We start from the raw sequence: 26442 nt of genomic DNA on the forward strand, positions 1-26442 counted from the left end.
TCCGGCTCACCGACGAGTTCCAGCACGCATGGCGCGAGCGAATCTTGACCGCCCGGGAACACGATCTCAACGAAGAATACCTCGCTGGCGCGCTTGCGGTCCCACTACAGACAAGNATACTGACCTCCGCAGGGAACTGCTGATGAGTTCCAGTACGATTCAAAAACGGCTCAAGGCCGGTCGGGAACACGGTCTCAACGAAGAATACCTCGCTGGCGCGCTTGCGGTCCCACTACAGACAAGCGATGTCACGATCGAACAGCGTGGTGAAGCGTACATTGCCTATACCGATGAGACGGTAATCGGCCAGTGGTCTTCACGAGCGGCGACCGTCGCCGACGTTGCCGCTGCGACTGAACTCAGTGACCGATCGTTCACGTGGGAGGAGCTTGGGCCCGCCGAGATCGCGCGCGTGCTGATGAGTCTCCGAGTCTTTATCGAACAGTGTCCTGAGTGCAACGGCCCTGTGCAAGTAGAGCAAGAAGTGGTCGAGTCGTGCTGCCGCTCGTATGATGTGATCGCCTCAGCCTGTCAGGACTGCGATGCTCGCCTCTTCGAGATGGAATGGAACGAGACTGTTGCGGCCGGATCTGGGTCACAAGCAAGCCCCGTTTGAATGTCGAGCGCCTCGTTGATGCACTACCTGTGCGACTCGGTCTTCGGTAACAGTCCTTCGGGATCGCATCCACCACCAGATGAATCCCGAGTGTGCTCGATAAGTGTTCTTTAGATCACACCGAACGGTGCAGTCATATCCATCCCTCACATATGGGGGATGAAAATCGGTCGCTCGCCACACACCTTGTTTCAAGTAAAATAGAATCTCCTGAACCAGTCGCACATCGAAGCTATGGCATGTCTGGATCGCCGGTGATAATCCAGTTGACGATCCGATCAACAATCCTGAAGCCGCGTTTGTTCCACACACCGCTTTCGTCCGGTGCCGGTTTCTCTGGATCCCGCGGAACAGAGGAGTCGCGCCTCGAATGAGCGCCACTCTCGACCGAGCCCAAGTCGATATTCGCAACGCGGGCGACGAGCCGCTCAGGAATAGTGAATCCATTTGGAGTCCCTGCACCACTCGCTCCCTGAGGGAGTTTCTCAGGGTCGCGGTCGATTTTCCGGCTGCCTCTGGCCATACCAGTCAAGAGGTGCTCCGTGGACTTAACTTGCTGTTGTCCAGAGCACTCCTCACAAACAGTCGCTATTGGAGGGTGTCATAGAAAGCGTCACACACGACGACGCAGGGAGTGGAAACTGTGTCTACGAGTTCCCAAACCCTGCAAGAAGAGGCTTCTATCCACGAGTTCTTCAATCTCGTGGCTACCGAGACGCTCGCGTTGTTCGACCATCTTGAGTTCGAGTTTCTCACCGAGTACGAAGTGTTCGCCCCCGCTCGCCGGGGGCGAACACGAGATCACGAGCCCCCGGAACTCTTCCGTGGCTTCTTGCACTGCTACTACAAGAATGTCTACGGTACACGCCCTGTCACCCGCGAACTCCGCAACGATCTCGTCTGGCTTGGCTGTGGCTTCGATCGACCGCCGTCACGCGACGCGGTCGATCGCTTTCTCACCGATCTCGGACACGTCGTTGAGGACGTCTTCACCCGCCTCGTCGAGCAGGCCGCCGTCCGCGGCCTGCTCGACATGACCTTCCGAATCGATTCGACCGATGTAAAGGCGCTTCCGTGGAACGACGATGCTTCCTGGAACTACGATCCGACGGCTGAGGAATTCTACTACGGCTTCGGCTGTACGGTCGTGACGACCGGATCGAAGATACCGATCGCTGCGGAGTTCACCGACGCAAAGCGGGCGAAACAGGAGACGGCGATGCGCGTCACATGTGACGCGCTCGCCGTCAAGCAGCCGATCTGGATGCTGGGTGATGGAGCCTACGACCTGCTTGACTGGCACGACCGCCTGCTGGAAGCAGGGGTCGTGCCGATCGCTCCGTACAACCCGCGCAACACCAATGATCCGCTAGATATCGAGTACAGGGTCGAAGACCGCATCGACAAGTACAGCGACGACGTTCAGCTGAAGCAATCGATTCTGGACGAGACGTACGACCGGCGATCACAGGCTGAACGAACGATTGGAGCCTGTGCCGACTGCGGCCTCGGGACGCTGCGCGCCCGAGGCCGCGTCCATGCGCGAACACAGTGCTACCTCGCGCTGTGTCTTCGACTCGTCGTCGCTATCACCAACTACGAACGCGGAGACAATCCCGGAAGCACCGTGATCACGGTGTGAGATCCATTCTATGACATCCTCGCTATTGGGCTAATCGGGGTGTGATTGGACTGAGTCGATGATCTTTGCCTACTGCCTCGTCAACTAAGCGATCGTTCCTGGCTCCGTCAGATGCCGGTGGTTTTCTTGCATCGTCTCATCACGATTCGGTGTCCGCAAATTGCTGAAGGAATTTCTGGACGTGCTGGGCATCGTGTTCTTCCATCGTGATGTCCGAGATCCAGTTCGCATCAGCTGGCGATGACTCCAGCACGACCCGACGTTCCCGATTCTGAATCGTCCGGACGATCTCCCGTCGGGACTGATACAACTCGACGAGTTCGTGCTCTCTTGCGCGTGCGTAGAGCGACTTGCCCAACGAAGTGAGCGCGTAAACCTTGGCGGTGACGTCGCCCCATTCTTCGAGTCTCTGGTCCCAGAGACCGTGTTCCCGACCGGCCTTGAGCCGTTTTTGAATCGTACTGGAACTCATCAGCAGTTCCCTGCGGAGGTCAGTATGGCGCAGGAAGTCTTCTTCGCCGATCCGGACGATGATTTCGAGAGTTCCCTTCCGTTGTAGGAGGTCAGCAACCTCGGCACTGATCTCGTGAGCGGACTCCTTCTCGGCCATTGTTTGAATCGAACATCTGTTTGCGAAGGTTTATGTGTGGCGGAGGAATACGCACGATTGTTCGAATCAAACAATACGTCGATGCAACGACGGCGGCGCAGATGAGCGTCTCAGTCCGTCGTGCTCGACGATTCGCCCTCGTACCGATCACCACGCGAGTACCGCCGAAAACACCCGCTCGCCACCATGACCGATACACCACTCACTCCCGAGCTCTCGTCCAACACACGCCCGTCTTATCCGATCAAATTTTCACAGCAGTCGAGCGGACGAGCCATCGTCCGCTTTGAACACTCCCGCCTGACCGCCTGCACCAGCGCGACGAGTTACAGTACCGCCGCCGAGCGGTGCGGGGGTCTCACAACGGATGAGTGAATCCTCTGAAGCCCCTCCTAACCTCGCCGCTCGGGCCGTCGAGATGCTCATCGAGCGTGTCGAGGAACAATTCGACGACGGTGTAGACAACCTCAGCCGGGCGATCACCAACGCGACGGTCCCGTTGACCATCGGCGATGACCCGTACGACGAGAATCGGGGCAAATACGGGTTCGAGCAGATGATCAAGGTATACATCTACCGCCGCGTGCGCGGCTTTTCCCAAGAAACAGTCGCTGATCGAATACAGCGACAGCCCTATCTTCAGATTCGGTTCGAGTTCGCCGACGACGTCCCACGTCAACAAACGCTTTCCGAAACCGAAAGCGAACGCTTCACGCCCGAAACCAAGCGAGTGCTCGATATCGCTGCCGAGGCGATCGCACGCGAAGCCGACGACTGCAACGCCATCGTCGAAGAACTCGCACCCAGCCTTCTGAAGTCCGACGACGACTCCGACGAAGAGCCGTCGAAACGCGAGCGCAAGCGGCAGGCCACCCATCAGACCGTGCGGTTCGCGCGCCAGACTGCCATCCCCCATTTCGAGACGAGTCGCGCCGACAACAAGGAATATCTCGACGAGGAGATCTTCGACGTGTTGGCCCGGATGTGCGCGACCACCGGGTCCGCTAACTCCGAAGGCGAGATCGGGTGGCTCACCGACGACGACTACACGCCCGACGGAAAGACCATCCTGAGAACCATCAAGAAGTTCGGCACGCCCGAGGAAGAAGCACGACAGGCGGGACTCGACGACTACCTGACCGACGCCGAAGAACTGCCCGATATCGCCGCGATCCGCGATGCAGCCGTCACCGCGTTCGATCTCTCGACGCGGAACACGATTTCGGCGATCAACGGCGACACGCCGTTCGCCGACCGGGAGACGATCGCCGCCATCGACATGACCTACGAGCGGATCTACGTTCCGCCATGGGAAGACCGTGAAGAAGAGATACCGAACGAGGCGTTCCCGAAGATGGCGAGCGGATACCTGAAAGGCGACAACGATCAGGCTGATGAGGACGACGGGAGCGGTCCGAAGGAGGCCCGATACGGGTTCAAATACGCTACGATCACCCTCGTCGGCGACAACGTTCCGATCATCCTCGGCGTCGAACCCGTCAAGGAAGCGTCCGGTTGGGAGTCCGAGGATGCAGTGTCATACGACCTTTCCCACCTCGTGGATCGATTGCTGACGAAGGCCCAGGAGTTCGTCGACATCGACACGGTGCTGTTCGACCGAGAGTTCTATGGTCACGCCGTGTTCAACACGGTCGATGAGCACAACGTCACGTACATTACGCCGAAAAAGGAGTACAAGCAGGACATCCCATACCTCGACAATCTCGAATCGGATCCGGAAGCGAACGTCGCCGTCGAACATGGCGTGGAGTCGAGCGATGGTGATCGGACTCACGAGCTGAGCATCATCTACGTCCCGTCGCGGAACGAGGACGGGAAATACGCGATGTTCGCCACGAACCAGCGAGTCGAAACGGACGAGGTGGACAGCGTGGTGAACAAATACCGGCGTCGGTGGGACATCGAGATCGAATACAAGGCGATCAAGGATTTCATGCCGCGAACGTCGTCGATGGACTACCGCGTCCGGTTCGTGAACTTCGTGTTCGCGACGCTGATCTACAATCTCTGGCGACTCACCGATTACTTGCTCAAGCGGAAGCTCGACAGACCGATTCGGGACGATCCCGAAATCGGTAGTCGGACGTTCGCCAGATTCATCGGCACCTTCCTGCGAACGGTCGGCTGACGACCGGATTTCGCGGCTGGGTTCGAAATTCGGTAGTGGCGTCGCTACGCAGCAATGTTATTTTCTTCTAATTATAGCAAGTAATAATTATCGTGGCCTGAGTCACTCTGCTCGATCTGACCGCAGAGTAATTTACACACAGACAAGACTAGTAATCTGTATGTTTTTCGCCGAATTCGTTTGTAGTTCGACCAACTGCGAGATTCATGAAGCCCTACACATCTGAGATTTGGATTTCTGATAACTGACAACACATTCATGAATCAGTTCCACGGAGTTCGCTGACTCAATCAGCAGAGCAGTCCGCCAACTACACACTAAGATGGCATTCTAGAAGGGAAATAACTGACACATGAGTACCGAAAACGGTCGTCGTTCATCTTGACATCTCATCACCTGGGTAGGTAAACGCGCAAGCGAATCACGCTTTGCGGTGCGATCGAGACGGCCGACGACGAGTTACGACGTGTCGAGATGTGCGGAAATCTATGTCAACAATCTGGATTTCGCAGGTGTCTATGCATGACGAATGGATCAGACCGACTTCAAATCAAATGAGGGTCAACGAGTCGTCCGAATCGTCGTCGATGATATCCGAGACGCCGTAGACGCCGATTGCGTCCCCGTAGCCCAACTCGTCGACTGCGGTCTCGATCCCATGCTTCGCCGGAATATCGTCAGTGAGGACGGCGACATCCGTCGACTCCGTGTCTCGGAGATACTGGATCACCAATCCGGCGAGGATCGTATCGGTTTTCTCGACCTCGTGTTCGGGCTGACCGGTCTCGTTCGCAATGACGCGTCGCGCGATGTCGCTGGCAGTGACTGCATCCGCATCCTGTGGCGAGGGCGCGTCAACGATATCGGCCCATCCCTCGTCGAGCGCACGGTGAATACGGTCTGTTTCCGGGCCACCGAGCTCGCCGACGACGCGGCGCGGGAGCTGGAGGACGACGCCCGCATTGCGAACCTCGCGCCGGAACCGCTCGTACTTCGGGTTCGATGGACGCCCGATGGCGAAGAACACGTTGGCATCGACGATGACCGATACGTCCGCCGAGAGCGGCGACGAGCGACTCATTCCGACGGCTCACTCGTCAGCATCAGTCGTTGGTGATCGCTCCGGGTTACCGCCTTCGTCGTCGGGGTCGGGGTCGGGGAGGTCGAGCTGGTCGTGAACGTCAGGGAAGAGGTACGCGAAGTAAGGATCGTGGTCGCGGCCCAGCGCGAGCGCTGGCCTGAGCGCGTAGACGATCATCATCGCCTCGGTGTCGCGCACGTCGATGTCGGTAGCAACCATCCGCTGGGTAGTCTTTCCCGCAAAGTGAAGGCCAGCCCCGCGCAGCGCGGCCACGAGCTTGCCGACGCCGTGACGCTCGACGAAGTACGCGATGTCCTCATCGACCTCTTGGAGTCCGATGGCGTGGAGGACCGTCGGCGTGACGATGATCGGGGCGTACTGTTCGAGAATGACCAGTGGCTCGGCGGTCACCCGCTGCGGGCGGGTTGAGTCGTCTCGCTCGACTAAGCCGAGATCGGTCAGCGTATCGACGTACTCGTAGGTGGTCGACTTCGAGAGGGCGAGAGCATCCATAACCGCTGGTGGTGTCACTGGTCCCCTGTAGCAGACGTAAACGTAGACCCGCGCGAGCGCCGGACGATTGAGCAACTGGACGACCGTTTCGAGCTGGGGAGCATTCTCAGCGAGCGCCTCGGGGGTGAGCGCTGCGTCGTCCACCGCGTCGAACGGTGGTGGATCCAACACCTCACCCGTACCGCCATCAGGACAGAGGTATTCGTGATCGGGGGGTAGGTCCATACCCTTAGTTCGAAGTCCATGTACTTCAGACTACCGTCCACGCTCTCGCGTGGATCACCGTCTCCAATCAGGCTGAATCAACGAGCACGTTCGAGCGAGCGAGGTAGGCTTCTCTGTTGATCGCATGACAGCAAAGGGGTGGGGTGCGTCTATTCAGTATTCAAACTCTAAGACCGCCGATCCGGCGTGACGGACGATGTGAAAATGTGGCTCACTAGCAAGATCAGAACTGCCAGATCGTGATCAATTCGGTGAAAGACCGACGCATCGCCGGTGATGCCTCTCAGATCATCTGCCGGAAAAAGAGCGGGCGGCGGCGTCAGCCGGCCGCCCGCGAGAGGTTATGGACGATACATTTCCGTATCATCTCCCGAAATTGCCCGTGCCATGTGCGCGAACGCAGCTTCTCGCCGTCATCGTTTTTCAGCAGCGAAAACACTGTCTCGCTCATCGTCCGCTGATGGTAGAGATCGTCGTCGATCCGGGCGTTGTGCGCCTTCTGGAGCGGTGACTGCTCGCAATGTTTGATCACCGGACGCGTCGATTCTTCTCGGCATCCCTCACGGAGATCACTCCACGAGTACATCTTGTCCCCAAGGAACTCTTGCAGGTCTTCGGCGTTCCGCCGAAAGACCTGCAATCCAATGTGGCCGTCGTAGGCCTTTTTCGTCGTGAAATGAGCGTCCATTATCGCTAGTGACTCCGTGTCGACAAGGAGCGTGGACTTGAGCTTGCGAAACGAGTATCCAGCCCGTTTGCGGTAGTGATAGCTGGCCTGACCTCGCTGGAACCCGCTGGCATCGATCGCTCCGGTACCCGAAATGCCCGCCTGCTCCGCGGAACGGCGGAGCAGGCTCCGCAACTCCCGCGCCGAAAACTCTTTGTCCCAGTTGTGGAAGGTAGTGTGATCCGGCGATTTCTCCAATCCGAACACATCGAGAATGCCGGGCATCTCGTTGAGGTAGTCTTCACAGTGCCGGAGCGGCTTGCCGACCTCTTCGCGGAGCAACAGCAACCCGATTTTGACCCATTCAGCATGCTCGCCGTCGCCGTCTTCGTCGGCGACGGCAGGCGCGTCTGGATCATCCACGTGCTCTTTCCCAATCTCTCGATACTTCTTCGCCTGGTCTCGGAGACGTCCCATATCGCAAGAGGGCGTCCAATTCCCCTGAGCTCAGCGATGTAACCCGCAGAAGGAAGCGGTGATCAACGAAGCATGATTTCTCACACTTCACGTCTGTTCGCCCCCATCGTCGAGAGCGTATTTCCTGCTCTCAACCCCGACGTCACCGTCAAGCATCGTGTCGTCACCGGTCGAAATCGACTGAATAGCGAGCTACACTCCCGTATCTCTGCTCACGGGTTCGTACTAATCCTGCGTGGCCTTCGGTCCCGAGAGACCGCAGGAGTGGGTCGGAGCGAGGTTTTGTATACAAGGGTCATTCGCACGGACGGCTTCTAAACCAATAGCTCTAAAAAACAGTTGAGCCAACATTAACGGAATGAGCTTGGCCGCAGTCACAAAGAAAGAATTCCAGGACGCCATCCGGTCGTACACGCTCCTCGGACTCATCGTGATCTTTGTGGCAATAACGGGATTCTGGGCCGCGATTCACTGGATACCAGAGATGGGCGATCCGGTGACTGGCAATCTCGACACAATAGCACTGCTAAATAGTATGAGACAACCAGCGGTGTATCTCGTTCCGCTGGTGGCACTCGTGGTCGGATATAAAGCAGTTGCTGGCGAGCGTGAACATGGCAGTATTCGGCTGACACTTGGACTCCCAAATACGCGGAGTGACATTTTTCTCGGGAAGATTATCGGCCAAACTGCTGTGGTTTCAGTTGCGATACTATTTGGATACAGTGCTGCTGCCCTTATCGCGTTACTCACATACGATACGTTTGCGCTCGCTGCCTTTGTGGTATATACTCTGCTTTCGATGCTCTATGCGCTAGTATGTATTTCTATTGCAGTTTCGTTTTCTGCAAGTACACGATCGCTACAGCGGGCGATTATCGGTGCAGGGGGGATTTACTTAGTGGTTCTAATACTATGGGACTCAATTGTAGCAGTCCTCACAATCGTATTCGTTGAGAACCCATCCCAGTCAGACACATTCCCAGATTGGCTAATAGCCCTATTCTACATGAATCCATCAACAGCATTTGCTCAGGCAACGAGGGCAGTTATCCCTGCAACCCGTGAAATCACGGTTTTCCCCTTATTAGAAGCGAGCTTCTGGGTTGACTGGTACGGTTTCATTGTCATGGGATTATGGATACTTATCCCACTAGCCCTTGGCAATTTTCTATTCAACAGAGCGAACATATTGTGAAATCCTCCTTCGTCATCAGATGAACTGAGGGATGCCCCACCGTACCGATAGATTAATCCAACCAAGCAGAACCATTCGATATACTGCTATCCATTCCCGTCTGGTATCGCCTCACCCACCAATGTCACATCGAATCACTGATTTCCGCGGCCGCCTGCTCTCAGCGCTTGCCATCGTTGCCAGTATGGCGCTGCTCGCCATCATTACGAGCACTCTCGAACCTTCAATCTCGACGTCAGTTGCTCCCCAACCCCCGAAATCAGCACCAACATCTGGTATCTCACTCCTCGCGCTACTCTACATGCTCCTCAACGCATTCCTCGCCTTCTTCGGGATTACCCTTGAGCCTCCATCCGGCCAATCCTCCGGCGGTTCCATCCTCGAACTTCTATTCATGATCCTCCAAGTCATCTACCAGCATCGCCTTGCGATTATCGTGATTGCCGTCCTCCTCACTGTCGTCGGTCTCCTCTACCAGTATCGCCATCATCTTGCTGTGCCTCGCGTCTTCCAGTCAACGAGCGAAGCTCCTGAAACAGCCGCCCGGTCCTCGTTGATAGCAACCGGGAGTGCCGACTGGCCATCAGACACAGAACCGGAATCAGTCCAGGAAGCCTGGATTGCGATGATTCAACGCGTCGACGACATCGAGAAACCGTCATCGCGAACTCCAACCGAGTGGCAGCAGATCGCGGTTGATGCAGGCCTTCCAGCTGACACCGTCGAGACGATCACTGCGACGTTCTGTGCCATTCAGTACGGGAACGCCCCCGAAACAGACACTCGCCGGAAACGCGTTCGGGCCGCGCTCGACAAGCTCGAAGACCAGCAGGGGGCCACAGATGGATAACTTCTCCCGGACCAGCATCCGTCGCTGGATCATGCTGGCAGCATTCATCCTCGTCGCTACTGCTATTCTCATCACCGGGATTGCCGCCGTCGATCCGTCGCTACTCGATATACTCCGTCATCCCCGAGAGGGTGTCTTCCTCATCACGGGATTCCTCGTCGTCGCCCTCTTCAGCGGTTCGCTCCTCTCCATCCCACTGTACTTGGATCCCAAAGACACTAGCACGAAGCCTGAAGACGCTGACACGGATGCCTACGAGCCTGAAGTTACGCCCGAGATTCCGCATGCGGGCGCAGAGATCGAGCCATTGACCGGGAACCCGTTCCTCGGATACCGCGTTACTGACGACGAGCAAGAAGCGATTCGGACACGGCTCCGAGACGCTGCTGTCACCATGACCCACCGCCACACGGGCATCAAAATGGAGGACGCCAGCGCCCGCGTACAGCGTGGTGACTGGACGGAGAACGCTACCGCCGCGTGGTTTCTCGGGGAAACACCGCCCCCTCGATCAGTCCGCCTCTACGCGCGAGTCTCCGATGGACATGCCTTCCGGCACGGGGCTCGTCAAACCGTCCACGAAATTGTTGCCTACGAACAGCGCCACGAGTCACGGAGAACCCACTCACCATGACCTCGGTCGAACGGACGCACCGCTGGCGAGTAGCCTTTGCATTCGTCCTCTTTACGAGCACAGCGGGTCTGTATCTCGAAGCCCCGATCGTTTTCCTGACGTCGATCCTCGGCGTCGCGTATGCAGGCTATCCACTCTTCGTCGGCCCGCCAACCGTTGATCTCGAACTCTCACGAACAGTCACGGATGAAACGCCCGACCACGGCGACCCCGTGACAGTTACCGTCACCATAACGAACACTGGGCCACGGACGCTTGCCGACCTCCGGATCATCGACGGTGTGCCGAGCCTTCTGACGGTCACCGATGGCACGCCGCGGCATACAGCCACCCTTCGACCAGGCGCGTCGACAACATTTCAGTATACGGTCGCTGCGAAGCACGGAAGTCACCGATTCACCCCGACGACGGTGATTGCCCACGATATCAGCGGGAATACGCGTGTCGAGACTGAGGTTGCAGCCGGCGAACAGTCGACCATCCGTGAAGAACTAGAGTGTATGGTCGACCTCCGGGCGTTTCAGTTGCACCGGCAGGCCCGGCAGTATGCTGGACAGACGCCCGCTGAGGCGGGTGAGTCGGGGCTCGAATTCCAGCAGATACGAGCGTATCAACGAGGCGATTCGATGCATCGAATCAACTGGAAGCGGTATGCTCGGACCGGCGAGCTCACGACGATGGAATTCCGTGAAGAACACCGGACAGCCGTCGTGCTCTGCGTGGATGCACGCCAGAGCGCGATTCGAGCCGCAGCATCGACAGAGCCGCACGCAGTAGCGTACTGTGTCGCCGCCGCCCAGCAAGTTTGTTCGACGCTCGAGCAGCAGAGCGAACAGGTTGGTGCCGCCATTTTCGGATCCGAGTTCAACTGGCGGGCACCAAGCACGGGCCGGGAACACTATGCTCACATCGACCAGCTATTAGTAGATCATGAGTACGACCAGCCGGTTCCGATCGACGGCGACGACATCACGGTGTCTTCGACGGAGCAGGTTCAGGAATTGATCGCACAGACACAGGGAAATACCGAGGTCATAGTGTTTTCGCCACTCGTCGATGGATTCGGCGAAACTGCTGCACAGCAGTTGGACGCGCACGGGTACTCAGTAACGGTTATCAGTCCGGACGTGACGACGGACGAGACCGTCAGCGAGGAGTTCGTGAGGGTTGAGCGTGCGAACCGGGTCCAGATGCTGCGAAATCGGGATATGCCAGTCGCGGACTGGTCGCCCGAGAAGCCACTGGTCTGGCCCGTGGGCCACCACAGAGGGGTGCGCTGATGGAAGCGTCGTCTATCGTGAAACAGCCGACGTACGCGGGGAGTGTACTTGCCGTGGTCGCGGCGGCCTGCGTAACCGGTGTTCTGGCGAGTCAGCCCGTTCAGGTGTCGATTGCTGGTGTGGGAGCGGTCGGTGCAGTCCTGCTGTTGGGAAGTGGTCTCGTTCGTCGTCGCGGTCATCGCGTGCTCGGTGGCGGATTTGTATTTGTGGGGTGTAGTCTCGTTTGTCTCGCGCTCGGTCTGAGTCTACTGTCTCCAGGTGGGCTGTTCGAGCGGATTGCGTTCTTCGGTGGAACGCTCGCGATGGCGTGTGTCGTCCTCGGTGTGTTTCCGCTCCGGCAGTCGTGGGCGGGCTCTCTCGTCGGGTTCGGGATCGTGCTTTTCAGTTGTAGTCTCATCTTCTTGGCGTGGATCTCGGATCCGGGTCGAGTGCAACTGTTACTCGGTGTTGGCCTGACGATCGTCACGTGGGATGTGGCTGAGCACGCGATTACGCTTGGAAACGACGTCGGGCGGAGCGCGCGGACGTATCCAGTGACGATGATCCATTTCGTGGGGAGTCTCGGAGTCGGGCTCGCAGCTGGAACGGTCACACTGGTGGTGGACAGCGTCCAGTTGCCAGCGATTCCGATTGCTGCGCTCGCACTCCTATTAGGGGCTGTTCTGTTGTTGTTGCTCGTGCTCTTTCTCGGAGATAGTGAGTGGTTGTCCGGTACGTGAGACGTGGACTGGGTTCTGTTACACGCGTACTGCCTCATATGCAACTGTGGTTTCGAAGCGCTTTGTCAGGTCTGTGATATCGATCGCTGTCGTTTGTGGTTCAGGGTAAACCGACAGCGGTCAGTGATTGGGCGATACAGTGAGTCACTGTCGGATATTGAGCGAGTAGAGGATGCAACCGAGCCCGCAGATCTCGACGAGCCGTGTTGTGATCGGCAGCCAGTACGTATAGACACGCGGCCCGAAGCCAAGGCGCTGCCCGACGAAGGTGGCAACCAGTGATAGTGCAAACGGAACGACGGTAAGAAACCCGAGTCCAAGCGCGAGGAACAGCATCCGCCGACTTCGATTGCGTCGATACCCTCGGTAGGCCTGGAACGCGATGAACAACCCCAGCATCATCGCTCCGAGCGTGACCGCCAAAAGGATCAGATAGCCGGCGTACCCCTGTACGGAGTCGAATTGGAGTGGTAACTGAAGCATTAGATGTCCTCCCACATGTCGGTGAAGCGGTCGGCGATGTCTTCGGTCGATTTCTCTTCGACGGTGATCTGTAATTCGCCCTCTTCGAGGTCAACAGTGAGTTGGTCCAGCCGTGCCTCATACACGCTGTAGTGGTGTCCGTCGTCGGCGAGTCGTGTTCCTTCTTCGATGAGACCACACTCGGCGAGACGTTCGGCCCGCCGGTAGACGGTGGGCAGAGACGCATCACATTCCTCGCTGAGGGCTTTCGCGGACATCGGTTGTGTACTCGTTGCGGTGAGGATCGTCCGAGCGTATTCGTCATCGAGGAGTGCGAACACCTCGTTCGTCGGACAGTCCTCACTCACGTTTCTTGGTGGATCGAGAGGGGGTTAAAAGACCCATGCGATTTTCCGGGCCAGAAAACCGCCCCATGTCTGAGTTCTGCTAGCTCTGACTTTGGTCTGCCTGTGAGCTGGTTGTACTCATCGATACCAGACTGACTAAGTGCGGCCTCCACAACATCGACGCTATGAGTCTCCGCGTTCGCAGCGCGCTCGCCGATGGGATCCCCCGTGCGTTTCGCCGCAACGGTTGGATCTTGATCGGCACATATCTTCTCATCAGTCTGCTTCAAGGAGGACTCGTCTTGATGGTCTCAACGACCGCACTTCCGCTCGATAGTTTCGCTGCGCCAGCGGCGGGCGGACAGATGCCGAGTCCTGGGACTCAACTCCCGCCGCTTATCTCGTTGCAGGCCGTTTTGATTGCGTCATTCACGGGCGGCTTTCTAACGATCCCTGTATTGGTCGTGGCGAGTCGTGCGCTCGTGAGTCAGTTCACCGACCATATACCCGAAGAGTTCGTTTTCCATCGTCTCGGCTGGGCATCGGTCAATAGTTTCCTAGGAAGTTGGATCGTTTCAATCGTGGTGAGTGGACTCACAATCGGCCTGTTCGTGCTCGCTGGTTGGGGGCTATTTAGGTTGGCTGATCAATCGACACTGCTCTATCTGATCAGTACGTGGCCGGGACGAGCACTCCTCGTCGGTGCCTGTCTCGTTCTCTTCATCCCTGGAGCGTTTCTTGGCGTGAATCTGATCTTTGTCGGACAGGAGGTGGCTGTCCGAGACAAGAACGTGATCGGAGCAATTATCGGGAGCTGGCGACTGACTCGGCACAACCGAATACGCCTGCTTGCGCTTGCGTTCGTCTTGTTGATCCCTCATATGATCCTTTCAGTCGGACTATCTGAATTTCTGCCGCCACTTCCCGCTCAGATTCTCGTTCTTATCGAGAGCGCGATCGTTCAGATCGCGATACTGGCGATCATGGCGCGTGCGTACGTGCAGTTACACGACGATGAAACGGGACTCAGTCCACCCTACCTCAGTAAGACAGCAGATGATCAACGGATATAGAACGGTTCGTCTTCGCTCATTCGCGCTAGAAAGTACCGGGAGGATGCCAGGGGTGATGCCACGCAACGGGTCCCGGTATTGAACACCCGTTGTGCAACGATCGGGTGCTCAGTACGGGGATACGCCGGGACGTATATTAGCAACTCCGCCGTTTTTCTGAGCCTGAAAACTGGATAGGCTCTTTATCCTCACCTGGTTCGTTCTGCCAATTGTATGTTCCAGAACGGACACACGCGGCCGGTTAAGCTCCAAAACCACGATAGGTGGACATGAGCGATCTGAGCTCCTTCCGTCTGCTTCGACAACGGACCAGACAGCGACACTGTACTCGGAAGCGGTGGAAAGGATCACAGCAGCCTCCGCAAAATCCGGTGGCTCGTGTATAATCATGGCGGCCATCGAACTCGAAAACGTCACGAAGCGATTCGGTGACGTTACCGCGCTCGAAAACTGTGATCTCGATGTCCACGAGGGGGAGATTTACGGCTTTCTTGGACCGAACGGTGCGGGGAAGTCGACCACGATCAACCTCCTGCTGGATTTCATCCGGCCGACCGGCGGCACCGCGCGGGTGCTCGGCCATGACGCCGAGGCCGAGAGCCAGCGGATCCGCGAGCGCGTCGGCGTCCTCCCCGAGGGGTTCGACGTGTACGACCGGTTGACCGGCCGCCAGCACCTCCAGTTCGCTATCGACTCGAAGGGCAGCGACGACGATCCGAACGAGATCGCCGCGCGCGTGGGGATCGCCGACGCGATCGACCGGAAGGCCGGCGGCTACTCGAAGGGGATGGCCCAGCGCCTCGTCCTCGGAATGGCGCTCGTCGGCCAGCCAGATCTGCTGATCCTCGACGAGCCCTCGACGGGATTGGATCCCAACGGCGCGCGCGAGATGCGCGAGATCATCCGAGCCGAGCGCGACCGCGGCGCGACGGTGTTCTTTTCGAGTCACATCCTCGGCCAGGTCGACGCGATCTGCGATCGCGTGGGCATTCTCCGTGGCGGCGAGCTCGTCGCCGAGGACACCGTCGAGGGGCTGCGCGACGCCACCAGCGCCGAGGCGACCCTCGTCGTCAAGGTCGACCGGGTGCCCGACGGGGTGTTGGAGGAGGTGCGCTCGCTCCCGGCGGTGTCGGACGCGAGCGCCGAGGGCACCACGATCAGGGTGTCGTGTGAGGACTCCTCGAAGACCACAGTCCTGGGGACGATCGAGGACGCCGGCGCGACCGTCGAGGACTTCTCGACCGAGGACGCCTCGCTCGAAGAGTTGTTTGCCTCCTATACCAACGACAACTCTCCTCAATCGAACGTTGGGACTGGACGATCGGGAGATGAGACGGCTCGCTCCGGCGAAAATACGGATCGAACCACTGACGAGATCACGGAGGTCAAGACGTGAGTACGCTCACGGTCGCGCGGAAAGACTTCCAAGATGGGATTCGGTCGTGGTTGCTGCTCGGATTAACTGCGGTGTTCGTCGTTTTCGCGGCGGGGGCGGCATACATCTACATTGCGATCGGTTCGATCGGTGGTGGCGGTGGGGGCGCGGTCTCCTCGTTGTCGATCATCGACTTCCTCTCGGGACTCACCGCGTTTTTCATCCCACTGATTGGGGTAATAGTTGGCTACAAGGCAATTGTCGCTGAACGCGAAAGCGGGAGCATCGCCCTCCTGCTCTCACTGCCCCACACCCGCCGTGATGTGGTACTGGGCAAGGTACTCGGTCGGACAGGGGTCGTCTTCGTCTCGGCAGTCGTCGGCTTCTTGATCGCTGCGGGCGTCGTCGTCGTGTTGGCCGGCTCACTCTCAGTTGTCAACTACGCCTTGTTCGTGCTGGCGACGCTGCTGCTTGCGCTGGCGTTCGTCGCGCTCGCGGTCAGTTTCTCGGCAGCGACGAAATCTTCGACACTCTCGCTTGCGGGGGCTGGCGTCATTACCGTGCTGTTCATCTTCTCGGTTTGGGGACTTATCCCGGTGCTCGTACGGTTTGTCCTCAACGAGTACACGCCACTCTCGTTAGATATGTCGGTCCAGCCCGAGTGGGCGCAATTTTTCGTCCAACTCGATCCGACGACCGCGTATTCAAACGTTCTCGGTGTGTTGATTCCCGATCTCGCGAGCGGTTCACTCGCTAGCGGTGGTAGTGTGCCGTTCTATCTCGCCCCTTCGTTCGGATTCGTGACCCTCGCAGCGTGGATCATCATCCCACTCGTGCTGGGCTACTACCGATTCAACACGACCGATCTCTAGCGAGACGTATCGATTCAATACGAGAATAGTACTGTACGAACGAAATATCACCGACGAAAAATACAATGTCGATCACCAACGTACTCACCGACCCGAACGAATCGTTCAATCATCGAGCCGAAAACCCTGGTCTGCTCCGACCACTCGGCGTGGTCTTCCTCGCGGCGGTCGCCGCGATCATCGCCCCGCTGCTCAGCTATCGTGAGTTCTTAGCTGCTGGCGCACCCCCACTCGCTGTATTCGGACAGGCGGGAAGCATCATCTTCGCGTTCTTCGGACAGTTTGTGGCCTGGATCGTGTTCGCCATCGTGTTCTATCTCTTCTCGATCGCGGTCGGCGGGAGCGGTTCGCTCGGCGATACGCTCAAACTGAACGGTTGGGGGTTCGTTCCCGCAATCATCGCGGGAATCGTCTCCGGCATCGGACAGTTCATCGCGCTGCAAAACGTTGCGGTTCCCGATCTCCCACAGAATTTCAACCAGGAGACTGCCACCCAATTCGCGGAGGCCCTGACGAACTTTCAGATGGCGATTCAAAGCGAGCCCGCAGTTCGAATTGCCAGTCTGATCGTCATCCTGCTTACGATCTGGCAGGCCGTTATATGGGCGCATGCGACGATGCACGCACGCGATCTCTCTCTTCGTGGGGCGACAATCGCTGTTGGGGTTCCTATCGGAGTGTTCGTCCTCTTCAATCTCTACAATCTCTTGAACGGATGGGTGATCTGATCGTTCGATCCCATCGATTCATCGACCGTCCGTTCCGGTCTGCTGCCCTCACACAACAGTTCAGTCGATCCAGACCGACCACCGACCACCAAACCACTAATCCACACCCTCACAACCTCCACGATGTACGCGATCGACCCCTCCGACCTGACGAGACGCCTCGTCTTGACCATGCGAAAGTTGCTCGATCACTCCCTCCAGTCGTCGAAGTGTCACACGGACAGCAACACGCACGATTGTACTGACTTCGAAACCAATGACGAGTGATTCCAGCGAAGGCGATCCGAACGAATCAATGGAGTCGCTTAGTCCGCGTGTTCGGGTCGTCTGGCTTGTGCTGGCGATTCTCGGTGCTCTGATCGTCGGGTTTGGCGGGACGTGGGCACTCAGCCGGTTCGTCCTCCCGGTCGATAGCTGGGTAGGACCGGCGGCTGCGGTAGTGCTCGCCGTTCTCGGTGGACTCTACATGCTCTTGCGCTACCGGATCTGGCGTTTCGAGATCCAGGACGACGCGGTCTACTTGGAACGTGGTGTCGTCACCCGCGTTGATTCGGTCGTACCGTTCGTGCGTATCCAGAACGTCGACACCCAACGCGGTCCTATCGAACGACTTGTGGGACTCTCGAGCGTCGTGGTCTATACGGCAGGGACGCGTGGTGCCGATGTGACGATTCCTGGCCTCGCGCCGGATCATGCGCGGATGATCCGTGAGCAGCTTCGTGACCTGGCCATCGAGAGCGAGCACGATGATGCTGTATAGAGCGCTATCATGAAGCTCCATCCACTTTCGGTTCCACTACGTGCAATCTCACAGGTTGATTGGTTCCAACTGCTAATGATGGCTGGTATTGGATTCACTAGTAGTGGAGATGCAAAACTGCTCGGCGCTCTCGCCGGCGTTGTTGGCCTCTTTGTCATGTATACCCTGTTAGAAATTCTCCGTCACCTTCGCTTCGAGTACGCGCTGACCTCGGACACGCTCGATGTCGCGTCAGGAATCGTTTCGCGGCGCGAGCGCAACGTGCCAGTGCGACGGGTCCAGACGCTCGATATCAGCCAAGGCCCACTCGCACGGCTGGTCGGCGTCGCAGCAATCGATCTCGAAACTGCGGGCGGCGGTGAGACCGAGGTCAGTCTGAAATACGTGGCTGATGCTGAAGCACGCCGTCTCCAAAATGAGATACAGCGGCTGAAACAGGAGAGCGACTCAAACACCGGGAAGTTGTCCGCCGATTCAGCTGGAATCCAAACGACAGAATCGGGGGCTCAATCAATCGATGCATCCGAAGGCGGAACTTCAGGTGGATCTGAAGGAGTGCTATTTGACCTTCCGTTGCGCGATCTCCTGCTCGTGAGCGCCGTCCGACTCAACCTCCGTCCACTGCTCCCGATCACTCTCGGAGTGATTGCGGGCACAGAGTTACTCTCAGGAACGCTGGCTGCTGTTATCGGACGCAACCCCGGTCTCGCAGTCCTTGTTGTTGTCGTCGGAACAGTAGTTGCAGGTCCCGTGGCGACGTTCGCGCGCTACTATGATTTTCAGCTGACTGATGCTGGCGACGAACTGCGCTACGAGCGTGGGCTACTCCAGCGCTACAGCGGCTCCATCCCGCTCGGCAAAATTCAGACACTGCTGATCCACGAAAACGTTCTCGAACGTCGATTTGGGTACGCCGGTCTTGACACGATCACCGCAGGGTATGCAGCTCAGGAGGTTACCCAAGGTACTCCCTCGGCGATTCCGCTGACAGATCGTGAATCGGTCTTTCGATTTGCTCGCTCCATCGAGGGATTCGATTTCGAGGACCTCACATTCACACGGCCACCCAAGCGGGCGCGACGACGCTACGCTGGCCGGTACGTGTTGTTCATTCTGTTCCTCACTGGCGCGTTGATCGCGCTCGAGACGCTGGCTGGAGCAGGGACGACTATTGCTGGCATCGAGATGGTCATGCCGGAGCTGTCCGTTCTCGACTACTGGTACGCCCCACTCTTCTTGGTGCCCCTCGTTCCGGTCATTGCCCATCTCAAATGGCGCAATCGTGGATATGCTATCGGTGACGATCACGTTCTGACGCGGAACGGGTTCTGGAATCGAGGCATCGAGATCGTTCCCTACTACCGGATCCAGACGGTGATTCACCGGCGGTCGATCTTCCAGCGACGTCTCGGGCTTGCAACAGTTGTCGTGGATTCTGCTGGATCGGGGCCGCTTTCGCTCCTCGGTGGAAGTGCCCGCGCGATCGACATCGATGCTGAGGAAGCGACGGAACTGCGCGAAACGATCCATCAGCGCTTCGGTGCGAGTCTAACAGCCCGTCGTCAACCATCGAAAGCCCAAATGGACACATTATGAATCTCAGTGGGGGACTCCGATACGGGGTGCAGATTGCACGAGTCGAGACCACGCGGAGCCGACGGCAACTCGGGCGTTCGTCAACCCTCCGGGCGCTCATCGCCGTTGTCGTCGTCGTGCTCGCAGTCGGCAGCGGTATCGGTGCGTACACCTTTGGAACGCTGATTCGAGACGGGCAGGCGACGCTCCCGCTCGAAACGCTATACCTCGTCGCAATAGGTGGTCCTCTCGCGTTGCTCGTCGGATTCGTCCAACAAACGTCGAGCCTCATGGAACGCCTCAGCACCGATCATCTCCTAACGACGGTGTCGGCCCGCACGGTCGTCCTCGGCGTGGTGATGGCCGTCTCCAGACGGACTGCCTTCCGAATCGCCCCTACTGCGGTCAGTGTGGCCGTCGGCTTCGCCGCTGGAACCGGGTCGCCGGCGACTGCCCTCACGATCCTCGTCGCCGTCGCTGGTCTGTTCGCGCTCACGGCACTCGTCGGCGTCTGTCTCAGTGTCGCCATCGATCTCGTCACGACTCGCTCGCCACGGTTCCGTCGGTACAAGAGCGTCTTCGTCGTTATCGGGTTCTTCTTGGTCCTCGTCGGCTGGTCGGCAGTCGACGTTGGCCTCGTGACGAGTGGCGTCCTGGAGCGATTGGCGTCCGTGATGCCACCGGCGTGGTTCGTCGACCTCGGACTGGTGGGGTCACCGGCGGGACAGGTAGGTTGGCTCCGTGGCCTCGGTGCGCTCGCGCTGGTCGTCACCGGGCTCCCTGTGTTGACGGGCGTGACGACAGTGCTGGCAACCCGTGTCTGGGAGACGGAGCCGGTCAGTGCCGCAGTGTTGCACCGCTCGCGGTCGCTCGTCGGTGATGGACTCGCGGAGCGACTGTTGGCTGGCCACGTCTCGCGGCCCGTGCTGACAGTCGCTCGAAAGCGGTGGCTCCAGGAACGGCGCGTCCCACAGGCCCTCCTGTTGGTGGGCTACCTCCCCTTGATCGTGTTGTTCGTACTCTTTCCGGCGCTTGTGGCCGGTGGTGCATTGCTTGCCCCGATACTGTTCGCGTTCCTCTTCGCCACCGGTACCGGATTCGCGTTTGGGATGAGCCCGATCCCGACTGAGTATTCGTCGCTCCAGATGACACTCACGACGATCACGGGCGAACAGTTCGTCCGCGGAACGATTCTCGCCGGAGTGGCCATCGGTACGCCGATCACAACTCTCGCGCCACTCCTTCTGGCAACCCGGGCGGGTGCGCCAGTGGGTAGTCTTGACATAGTGGTGTTGGGACTCGTCGGTGCCGTACTCAGCGTCTGTAGCGTCACCGTCGCAGTCGCGATTGGAATGCGAGTCTCGTACCGTGAACTGGTGCCAGCCCCGGTTCCGTTCACAAATACATCGATGTATGCGGAAATCGGGCGGGCGGGTTTCGTTAGAATGGGGTACCTGCTGGGGCTACTGGGACTCGTTTGTCTGCCGGCGGTGTTCGGCTATCTCCCGGTCGTGTTCGAGCCAGGATCGACGATGATCGGCGTCCCGTCCGTCGTCGTTCGGGTCGGCTCACTCGGTCTGACGACCGTCCTCGCCGTCGGCGTCTCGATGGTCACGTACCGGCGGGCAGTCCGTTGCTTCGATCAGTACACGCTGTCGTGATCACCTGAACGAACACACACAATGAAACGAACGCAACGAGCAATGAACTCCAATACGACACAACCAATGAACGACGCACTCTCGATCAGTACGGACGCACTCACGAAACAGTACGGTAGCACAACCGCCGTCGACGACCTCGATCTCGCCATCCCGAGTGGCGCGATCTATGGCTTCCTCGGCCCGAACGGCGCTGGCAAAACAACCACCATACGGATGCTCACGACTCTGATAACGCCGACCAGCGGCACGGCACAGATCGTGGGCGAGTCGATCACCGACCGGCAGGCAGTGGTCCCACACATCGGCTATCTGCCCGAAGAGCCGCCGCTGTACGACGAACTCACTGCCCGCGAGCAGCTCGAATATCACGGCGGCCTCCGCGACATGGACCCGTCAGAGATCGAGGAGCGCATCGGTACGCTTCTCGACCGCTTCGACCTGACCACTGACGCCGACGACCGTATCTCGACGTACTCGAAGGGCATGAAGCAGAAAACCGGGCTGATCCAGGCGTTGATGCACCGGCCCGAGGTGGTCGTTCTCGACGAGCCGACGTCGGGACTCGACCCACGGGCTGCGCGCACAGTGCGAGAAACCATCGCCGAGCTCGCCGCCGGCGACACCACCGTGTTCCTCTCGACGCACATCCTGCCGGTCGTCGAAGAACTCGCCACCGAGGTCGGCATCCTCTACGATGGGGAGTTGGTCACCGAGGGTCCGCCCGACGCACTGAAAGAGCGCATGGAAACGGGCGAAGAGGGGACACTCGAAGACGTGTTTCTCGACGTCACTACCGACGAGGCCTACGATGAACGCGGAGCTGAAACCGAGCCCGCGGGTCGAACGGAGTGAATCGACCGATGTCACGAACTCTCCCCTCATCGACGCACGCTCGATTGATCGCCCAGACCGAACTCCGGCGCAAACGCCGCGCACTCGGCGAGTATTCCAGATGGCAATTCGCAATTCTGGCCTTCGCCGGGCTGTTTTTCGTCCTTCCGGTTGGAGGGGCGGTAACATTCTTCGCGCACACACTCGGCGAGGGGCTACGTACCGGTTCGATCGATCTTCCGCTGAGCCTTCTTCGCGCTGGTGTCAGCGGCGTCATGCTATTCGTCGCGTTCGTGGCGGGGTCGCGGACCGTACAGGGCAGCGGGACTATCGATCGCTCCGCGGGGATCCTGACGGCTGTCCCACATCGCGACGCGGTCGCGGGTCTCCTCCTCACCGAATGTGTTCTGTTTCTCGGGGTGGCAACCCTGCCGACGCTCGCTGTCGCCACTGCATTTGCAACCGGCGCGAGCGCGCCGGTGAGTGTCGTGCCGATCATCGCGGCGGTGTTCGCGCTCATCATCGGCGGGCTCGCTCTCGGCTACCCCATCGGACTTGTGGTGAAACTCGCGTTCGCCCGATCGTCGTTCCTCGCCAGATACAAGAGTATCATCGGTGTTCTCGTGTTCGTCGCGTATTTCGCTGTCGTCTCCTCCAACTCACTCAATTCAGCGCTCGCACCGGTAATCGGTGTGCTCGAAGCTTCACCGATCGGCTGGCTCGTCGATCTCGGCTTCATAGGCGCACCCAGCGTCAGCGCCAATACCCTCCGCGCCGCGGGTGGCATCGGAACGGTCCTGATCGGCGTTCCACTGCTCGTTGGACTCTCGACCGTCCTCGCCGAGCGGCTCTGGTATGCTGATCCAGTCCAGCCAAGCGACGATGACGCCGATGGAACGTCGACGAGCGCGAACGGATCGTCTGCGCGAGGGACAAGCGCTGGCGGAGAGGCACCCACGACGACGAGTCGAACGCCTCCGCTCTCGGAACGAGTGTTCGGCGGCGTCGTCTCCTGGCCGGTGTTGCGAATCGCGCAGAAAAACTGGCTGCGAGCACGTCGCGCACCACTGAAACTCTGGTACGCCGCCTACCCACTCTTGCTCGTCGGCTTCCAGATCGGACCACTCCTCAACGCAGGCCAGGTGCCAGAGTGGCTGGTGCTGTATATTGCAGCCTGTGGGGCGTGGATGACTGGCGCGGCGTTCGCACTCAACCCGCTCGGCGACGAAGGGGCGGTATTGCCGCTGACGCTCACGTCGGGCGTGTCCGGACGGACGTATCTCGCTGGAATGGTCCTTTCGGGGGTCACACCGGGTGTCCCGATAACGGTCGTGGCGACGATAGGGCTTGGAGTCCTGAGTCCACTCGGCATGATCGAAATCGCCGCGCTCGCCGTGCTCGGTGCGATTCTATGTGCTGGTGCGAGCGTCCTCGCGGCGGGCATCGGCACGCTGTACCCGAAATTCGAGGAATCACGGATCACGCGCAACCGGTCGGCGGTCAGACCGAGTATCGTGGCGTTTCTGGTCTATACGATCGGCCTCCTCGCGATCGGCATACCCGGTGTCGTCGCCCAAGTGCCGGTGATTCCCCGCGCACTGGGCGGACTCGGGACGGCACTACTGAGTGGGCTCCCGGACGTGATTGCACAAGCGCCGGGACTACTGACGGATCTCGCTGGAGCGATCGAAACGACGCCAAGTGCCCCGGCTATCGGCGCAGGTGTAACGGCACTGCTCGCAGCTGGTGTGGCTTTGCTTGCTACTCGTCGTGTCGTTCGGACATACGAGGGATATACGATCGATCAGGGGATACAACAATGAGTGATCAGTTCCATACGCATTCCGACCGACCTCCGGCCCCATTGGAGGCCGTGAGAGTGATCCGTCACGGAAGTGGGAACGCCAGCGTGCATCGATCAAATCATTGTGAACTAGATGGTTTATGTGGCTTTAGGATGTGGAACTAATCATGGCGCAGCGGAATCCTCGTCTCTGGGAAAACAGTCACTTCCGAGAGGGTGTTGGGACAGTTGCTGTCCTCGCTGTACTCCTTGTGTTCACTGAAATGACGTTACAGTCCATCATTCCCCTGGTTATCTTGGTTGGTGGGGTAGTGGGACACGATATCGCTGACGGAAGGTACGATCTGCCCGATGGAACGAACCTGCTTGTATACGGGACAACTGTCGTCATTGCTGGCGCATACCTAGCCGTTCTCGGCGGGATGTGGGTCGGGGGTCTCTTGGCCCTTGTTGGATGTTGGTTCGTGTTCGATGGCGCAACGACAGTCAGATATGAGCCGCACCAGACGACGCATGAGTACGTCTCAGGCCTCGACGATCAGGCGAATGAAGTGATGCTCCGAATGCAGACGCTGAACAGCGTCTATCAACGACTCAGAACCGTCGGCGAGCCACAAACGCCCGCAGAACTTGCTGCTGATCTTGGCCTCACCGAGTCACGCACTGAATCAGCCCTCGACTTTCTGGTTAGCAAAGGACGTGTAGAACAAACAGGACGCCGATATCGTGCGAACCCGTCTCGATGGGGGCGGCTGGAGCCTGCTGCCAGATTTCTCCGCTGGCTTCCCCGACGAATTCTCCGCCCATTCAGCCGGATAGCCGCAAACACCTAATCCTCAGTCCTACGGTGCCGTAGTTGAGACGACCCCGATACGGCCACCAATATACAAGTTGTCACCGTACGTCGAAGTAAGCGTATGGTCCAGCGACGAACCCGTGCCCTCGCAGAACTCGTCATGAGCACAATATCACTGCCTGTCTGCATCTATCTCTGGAAGCTTCCATCCAAGTACGCCGACGAGATGGAAGAATTAGATGAGATCGATCCACCTCGATTGTCACTACCTGCTCTGGCAGCTGGAGCAATAGATGGCACTATCGAACGCTGGCTATCCGACCGTGACGTATTTCAAATCCGAACAAATCGGTGGCGAGGTATCCTCTTCTCCTTTCGTGGAGTAGTACAGGGCAGGCTCATCAAGCGGTACGCTTCAGATCCAAACTCATTCCAGTACAGTCGCACTATTGGCAGCCTCCTCGGCATAATTGGGTACCGTCTCTGGTACGGTCTTTTACACCCGCTACCTGAAGAAAAAAATCAGACCTCGTTAGTGTAGGAAAACACCGACACGACCATATCAATCCAGAACAGCATTCGAAGCAAGCCGCCTACTAATTCTTATCCTGCCAGCGCCGCGGCGGGGGTGGATGCGGCAGCGAGCACTGTAGCGCGTTTGTCACGCGACGGCGTGGACGGTAATCGGAGTACGGGGTGTCTTGGTTGCGTACGGGTGGGTATACTCTGCACAGTCACCAACCCAGCATTAATGAGCAAGCAGGATCGGTAGCGTCCATGGCGACGATAGCAGAATTCAGCATCCCAGCTACTGAATTTGCGCTTCGAGAGACCCTCGAACGCCGACCGAACATGGTATTCGAGGTAGACCGCGTTGTCGCAAACGCCACCGACAGCGTAGTGCCATATGTCACAGCAACGCAGGGGGAGTTCGAAGGGTTGACGTCACTGCTCGAAACCGACGAAACTGTCGAAGAAGTCGAGCTACTCGCTGATACCGAGGAGGAGTGTCTCTATCGGATGGAGTGGACACAGGAGGCGCGGATTGTTGGATACATGGTTGTCGAACAGGGGGCGACAGTCGAGAATGCCACCGCAAAGAACGGTCAGTGGTACCTCCGCGTGCTGTTTCCTGAGCGAAAGGGGCTTCAGGCGGTGGATGAGTATGCTCGGGAGAGCGGATATTCGCTCAATCTTACGCAAATCTACGGTATCGACGCCCGTGAACAAGCTCGGTTTGAACTCACCGACGAGCAACGAGACGCGCTCGTCATGGCGGTCGAGAACGGCTATTATCAGGTTCCGCGTGATGTCTCTCAAGAGGACCTCGCCGACGAACTCGACATCTCTCACCAAGCGCTGTCCGAACGGCTCCGACGTGCAACCGAGAATATGGCCAAGAACGCATTACGTATCGAAGAAGATGCAACAGCTGATTGAACCCGGTCACATTCACATGACAGTGCTATCTGCGTTTAGGTCATGAAGCGACTC

At 58.5% G+C, this 26442-nt stretch carries 26 protein-coding genes; 19 read left to right on the forward strand and 7 right to left on the reverse strand.

The window, feature by feature from the left end; all coding sequences use genetic code 11:
• The first annotated feature begins 142 nt into the window (after positions 1-142).
• Positions 143-616: a hypothetical protein gene (locus C450_RS11945; RefSeq protein ID WP_241430398.1), complete on the forward strand. Its 474-nt coding sequence runs from the start codon at positions 143-145 to the stop codon at positions 614-616.
• Positions 617-848: 232 nt separating this feature from the next.
• Here the strand turns inward: C450_RS11945 and C450_RS20925 are convergent, their stop codons facing one another.
• Positions 849-1139 carry a hypothetical protein gene (locus C450_RS20925; protein WP_080510308.1) on the reverse strand — a complete coding sequence of 97 codons (291 nt, stop codon included), beginning with the start codon at positions 1137-1139 and terminating at the stop codon, positions 849-851.
• A gap of 120 nt (positions 1140-1259) precedes the next feature.
• Between C450_RS20925 and C450_RS11950 the strand changes: the two genes are divergently transcribed.
• Positions 1260-2258 (forward strand): transposase, encoded by a 999-nt coding sequence (locus C450_RS11950; RefSeq protein ID WP_005043714.1) that lies wholly within the window; start codon positions 1260-1262, stop codon positions 2256-2258.
• Between the two features lie 139 nt (positions 2259-2397).
• Here the strand turns inward: C450_RS11950 and C450_RS11955 are convergent, their stop codons facing one another.
• Positions 2398-2868 (reverse strand): hypothetical protein, encoded by a 471-nt coding sequence (locus tag C450_RS11955; protein WP_005043716.1) that lies wholly within the window; start codon positions 2866-2868, stop codon positions 2398-2400.
• Positions 2869-3235: 367 nt separating this feature from the next.
• On the opposite strand from C450_RS11955, the gene C450_RS11960 reads away from it, so the two are divergent.
• Positions 3236-5017, forward strand: a complete 1782-nt coding sequence (locus C450_RS11960) for a transposase (RefSeq protein ID WP_080510309.1) — start codon at positions 3236-3238, stop codon at positions 5015-5017.
• Between the two features lie 550 nt (positions 5018-5567).
• Here the strand turns inward: C450_RS11960 and C450_RS11965 are convergent.
• From C450_RS11965 to C450_RS11975, 3 genes are all read right to left on the reverse strand, one after another.
• Positions 5568-6098, reverse strand: a complete 531-nt coding sequence (locus C450_RS11965) for a hypothetical protein (RefSeq protein WP_005043719.1) — start codon at positions 6096-6098, stop codon at positions 5568-5570.
• A 9-nt stretch (positions 6099-6107) separates the two neighbouring features.
• Positions 6108-6836, reverse strand: coding sequence for a DUF7437 domain-containing protein (locus C450_RS11970; protein WP_005043720.1), 729 nt, complete (start codon positions 6834-6836; stop codon positions 6108-6110).
• 319 nt (positions 6837-7155) lie between these two features.
• The gene (locus tag C450_RS11975) at positions 7156-7980 is read right to left on the reverse strand and encodes an IS5 family transposase (protein ID WP_005043721.1); all 825 of its coding nucleotides are present in this window, start codon (positions 7978-7980) and stop codon (positions 7156-7158) included.
• A 358-nt stretch (positions 7981-8338) separates the two neighbouring features.
• Here C450_RS11975 and C450_RS11980 point away from each other — a divergent pair, with 358 nt between their 5' ends.
• From C450_RS11980 to C450_RS12000, 5 genes are all read left to right on the forward strand, one after another.
• Positions 8339-9178: an ABC transporter permease subunit gene (locus C450_RS11980; protein ID WP_005043722.1), complete on the forward strand. Its 840-nt coding sequence runs from the start codon at positions 8339-8341 to the stop codon at positions 9176-9178.
• A 184-nt stretch (positions 9179-9362) separates the two neighbouring features.
• Positions 9363-10028 (forward strand): DUF4129 domain-containing protein, encoded by a 666-nt coding sequence (locus C450_RS11985; protein WP_005043723.1) that lies wholly within the window; start codon positions 9363-9365, stop codon positions 10026-10028.
• A complete protein-coding gene (locus tag C450_RS11990; protein WP_005043724.1) occupies positions 10021-10662 on the forward strand; it encodes a DUF7269 family protein in 642 nt (213 codons plus the stop codon). The genes C450_RS11985 and C450_RS11990 overlap by 8 nt, the downstream gene beginning before the upstream one ends.
• A complete protein-coding gene (locus tag C450_RS11995) occupies positions 10659-11942 on the forward strand; it encodes a DUF58 domain-containing protein (RefSeq protein WP_005043725.1) in 1284 nt (427 codons plus the stop codon). Before C450_RS11990 ends, C450_RS11995 begins: the two co-directional genes overlap by 4 nt.
• The gene (locus C450_RS12000; RefSeq protein ID WP_005043726.1) at positions 11942-12661 is read left to right on the forward strand and encodes a DUF7519 family protein; all 720 of its coding nucleotides are present in this window, start codon (positions 11942-11944) and stop codon (positions 12659-12661) included. The genes C450_RS11995 and C450_RS12000 overlap by 1 nt, the downstream gene beginning before the upstream one ends.
• A gap of 144 nt (positions 12662-12805) precedes the next feature.
• Here C450_RS12000 and C450_RS12005 read toward each other — a convergent pair whose 3' ends face one another.
• Together C450_RS12005 and C450_RS12010 are read right to left on the reverse strand one after the other, a co-directional pair.
• Complete coding sequence (locus C450_RS12005) at positions 12806-13144, reverse strand: DUF7521 family protein (RefSeq protein WP_005043727.1); 339 nt, start codon at positions 13142-13144, stop codon at positions 12806-12808.
• Complete coding sequence (locus C450_RS12010; protein ID WP_005043729.1) at positions 13144-13491, reverse strand: winged helix-turn-helix domain-containing protein; 348 nt, start codon at positions 13489-13491, stop codon at positions 13144-13146. The genes C450_RS12005 and C450_RS12010 overlap by 1 nt, the downstream gene beginning before the upstream one ends.
• 164 nt (positions 13492-13655) lie before the next feature.
• Between C450_RS12010 and C450_RS12015 the strand changes: the two genes are divergently transcribed.
• From C450_RS12015 to C450_RS12065, 11 genes are all read left to right on the forward strand, one after another.
• Positions 13656-14543 carry a hypothetical protein gene (locus C450_RS12015; RefSeq protein ID WP_005043730.1) on the forward strand — a complete coding sequence of 296 codons (888 nt, stop codon included), beginning with the start codon at positions 13656-13658 and terminating at the stop codon, positions 14541-14543.
• 388 nt (positions 14544-14931) lie between these two features.
• Positions 14932-15939 (forward strand): ABC transporter ATP-binding protein, encoded by a 1008-nt coding sequence (locus C450_RS12020; RefSeq protein WP_005043732.1) that lies wholly within the window; start codon positions 14932-14934, stop codon positions 15937-15939.
• A complete protein-coding gene (locus C450_RS12025; RefSeq protein ID WP_005043735.1) occupies positions 15936-16790 on the forward strand; it encodes an ABC transporter permease subunit in 855 nt (284 codons plus the stop codon). Before C450_RS12020 ends, C450_RS12025 begins: the two co-directional genes overlap by 4 nt.
• Before the next feature lie 65 nt (positions 16791-16855).
• Entirely contained in the window at positions 16856-17518 is a 663-nt protein-coding gene (locus C450_RS12030; RefSeq protein ID WP_005043736.1) for a Yip1 family protein, read from the forward strand.
• A 295-nt stretch (positions 17519-17813) separates the two neighbouring features.
• Positions 17814-18278 (forward strand): PH domain-containing protein, encoded by a 465-nt coding sequence (locus tag C450_RS12035; RefSeq protein WP_049910182.1) that lies wholly within the window; start codon positions 17814-17816, stop codon positions 18276-18278.
• A 156-nt stretch (positions 18279-18434) separates the two neighbouring features.
• Positions 18435-19874: a PH domain-containing protein gene (locus C450_RS12040; protein ID WP_005043739.1), complete on the forward strand. Its 1440-nt coding sequence runs from the start codon at positions 18435-18437 to the stop codon at positions 19872-19874.
• Positions 19871-21514 carry a hypothetical protein gene (locus tag C450_RS12045; RefSeq protein WP_005043741.1) on the forward strand — a complete coding sequence of 548 codons (1644 nt, stop codon included), beginning with the start codon at positions 19871-19873 and terminating at the stop codon, positions 21512-21514. Before C450_RS12040 ends, C450_RS12045 begins: the two co-directional genes overlap by 4 nt.
• A 66-nt stretch (positions 21515-21580) precedes the next feature.
• Entirely contained in the window at positions 21581-22369 is a 789-nt protein-coding gene (locus tag C450_RS12050) for an ABC transporter ATP-binding protein (RefSeq protein WP_005043743.1), read from the forward strand.
• A gap of 8 nt (positions 22370-22377) precedes the next feature.
• On the forward strand, positions 22378-24171 hold the full coding sequence (locus C450_RS12055) for a hypothetical protein (RefSeq protein WP_152424494.1): 1794 nt from the start codon (positions 22378-22380) through the stop codon (positions 24169-24171).
• Between the two features lie 148 nt (positions 24172-24319).
• The gene (locus C450_RS12060) at positions 24320-24985 is read left to right on the forward strand and encodes a hypothetical protein (RefSeq protein ID WP_005043746.1); all 666 of its coding nucleotides are present in this window, start codon (positions 24320-24322) and stop codon (positions 24983-24985) included.
• A 668-nt stretch (positions 24986-25653) separates the two neighbouring features.
• Positions 25654-26388 carry a helix-turn-helix domain-containing protein gene (locus C450_RS12065; protein WP_241430399.1) on the forward strand — a complete coding sequence of 245 codons (735 nt, stop codon included), beginning with the start codon at positions 25654-25656 and terminating at the stop codon, positions 26386-26388.
• The last annotated feature ends 54 nt before the right edge of the window (positions 26389-26442 follow it).

The organism is Halococcus salifodinae DSM 8989, assembly GCF_000336935.1.
GTDB classification, from domain to species: Archaea; Halobacteriota; Halobacteria; order Halobacteriales; family Halococcaceae; genus Halococcus; species Halococcus salifodinae.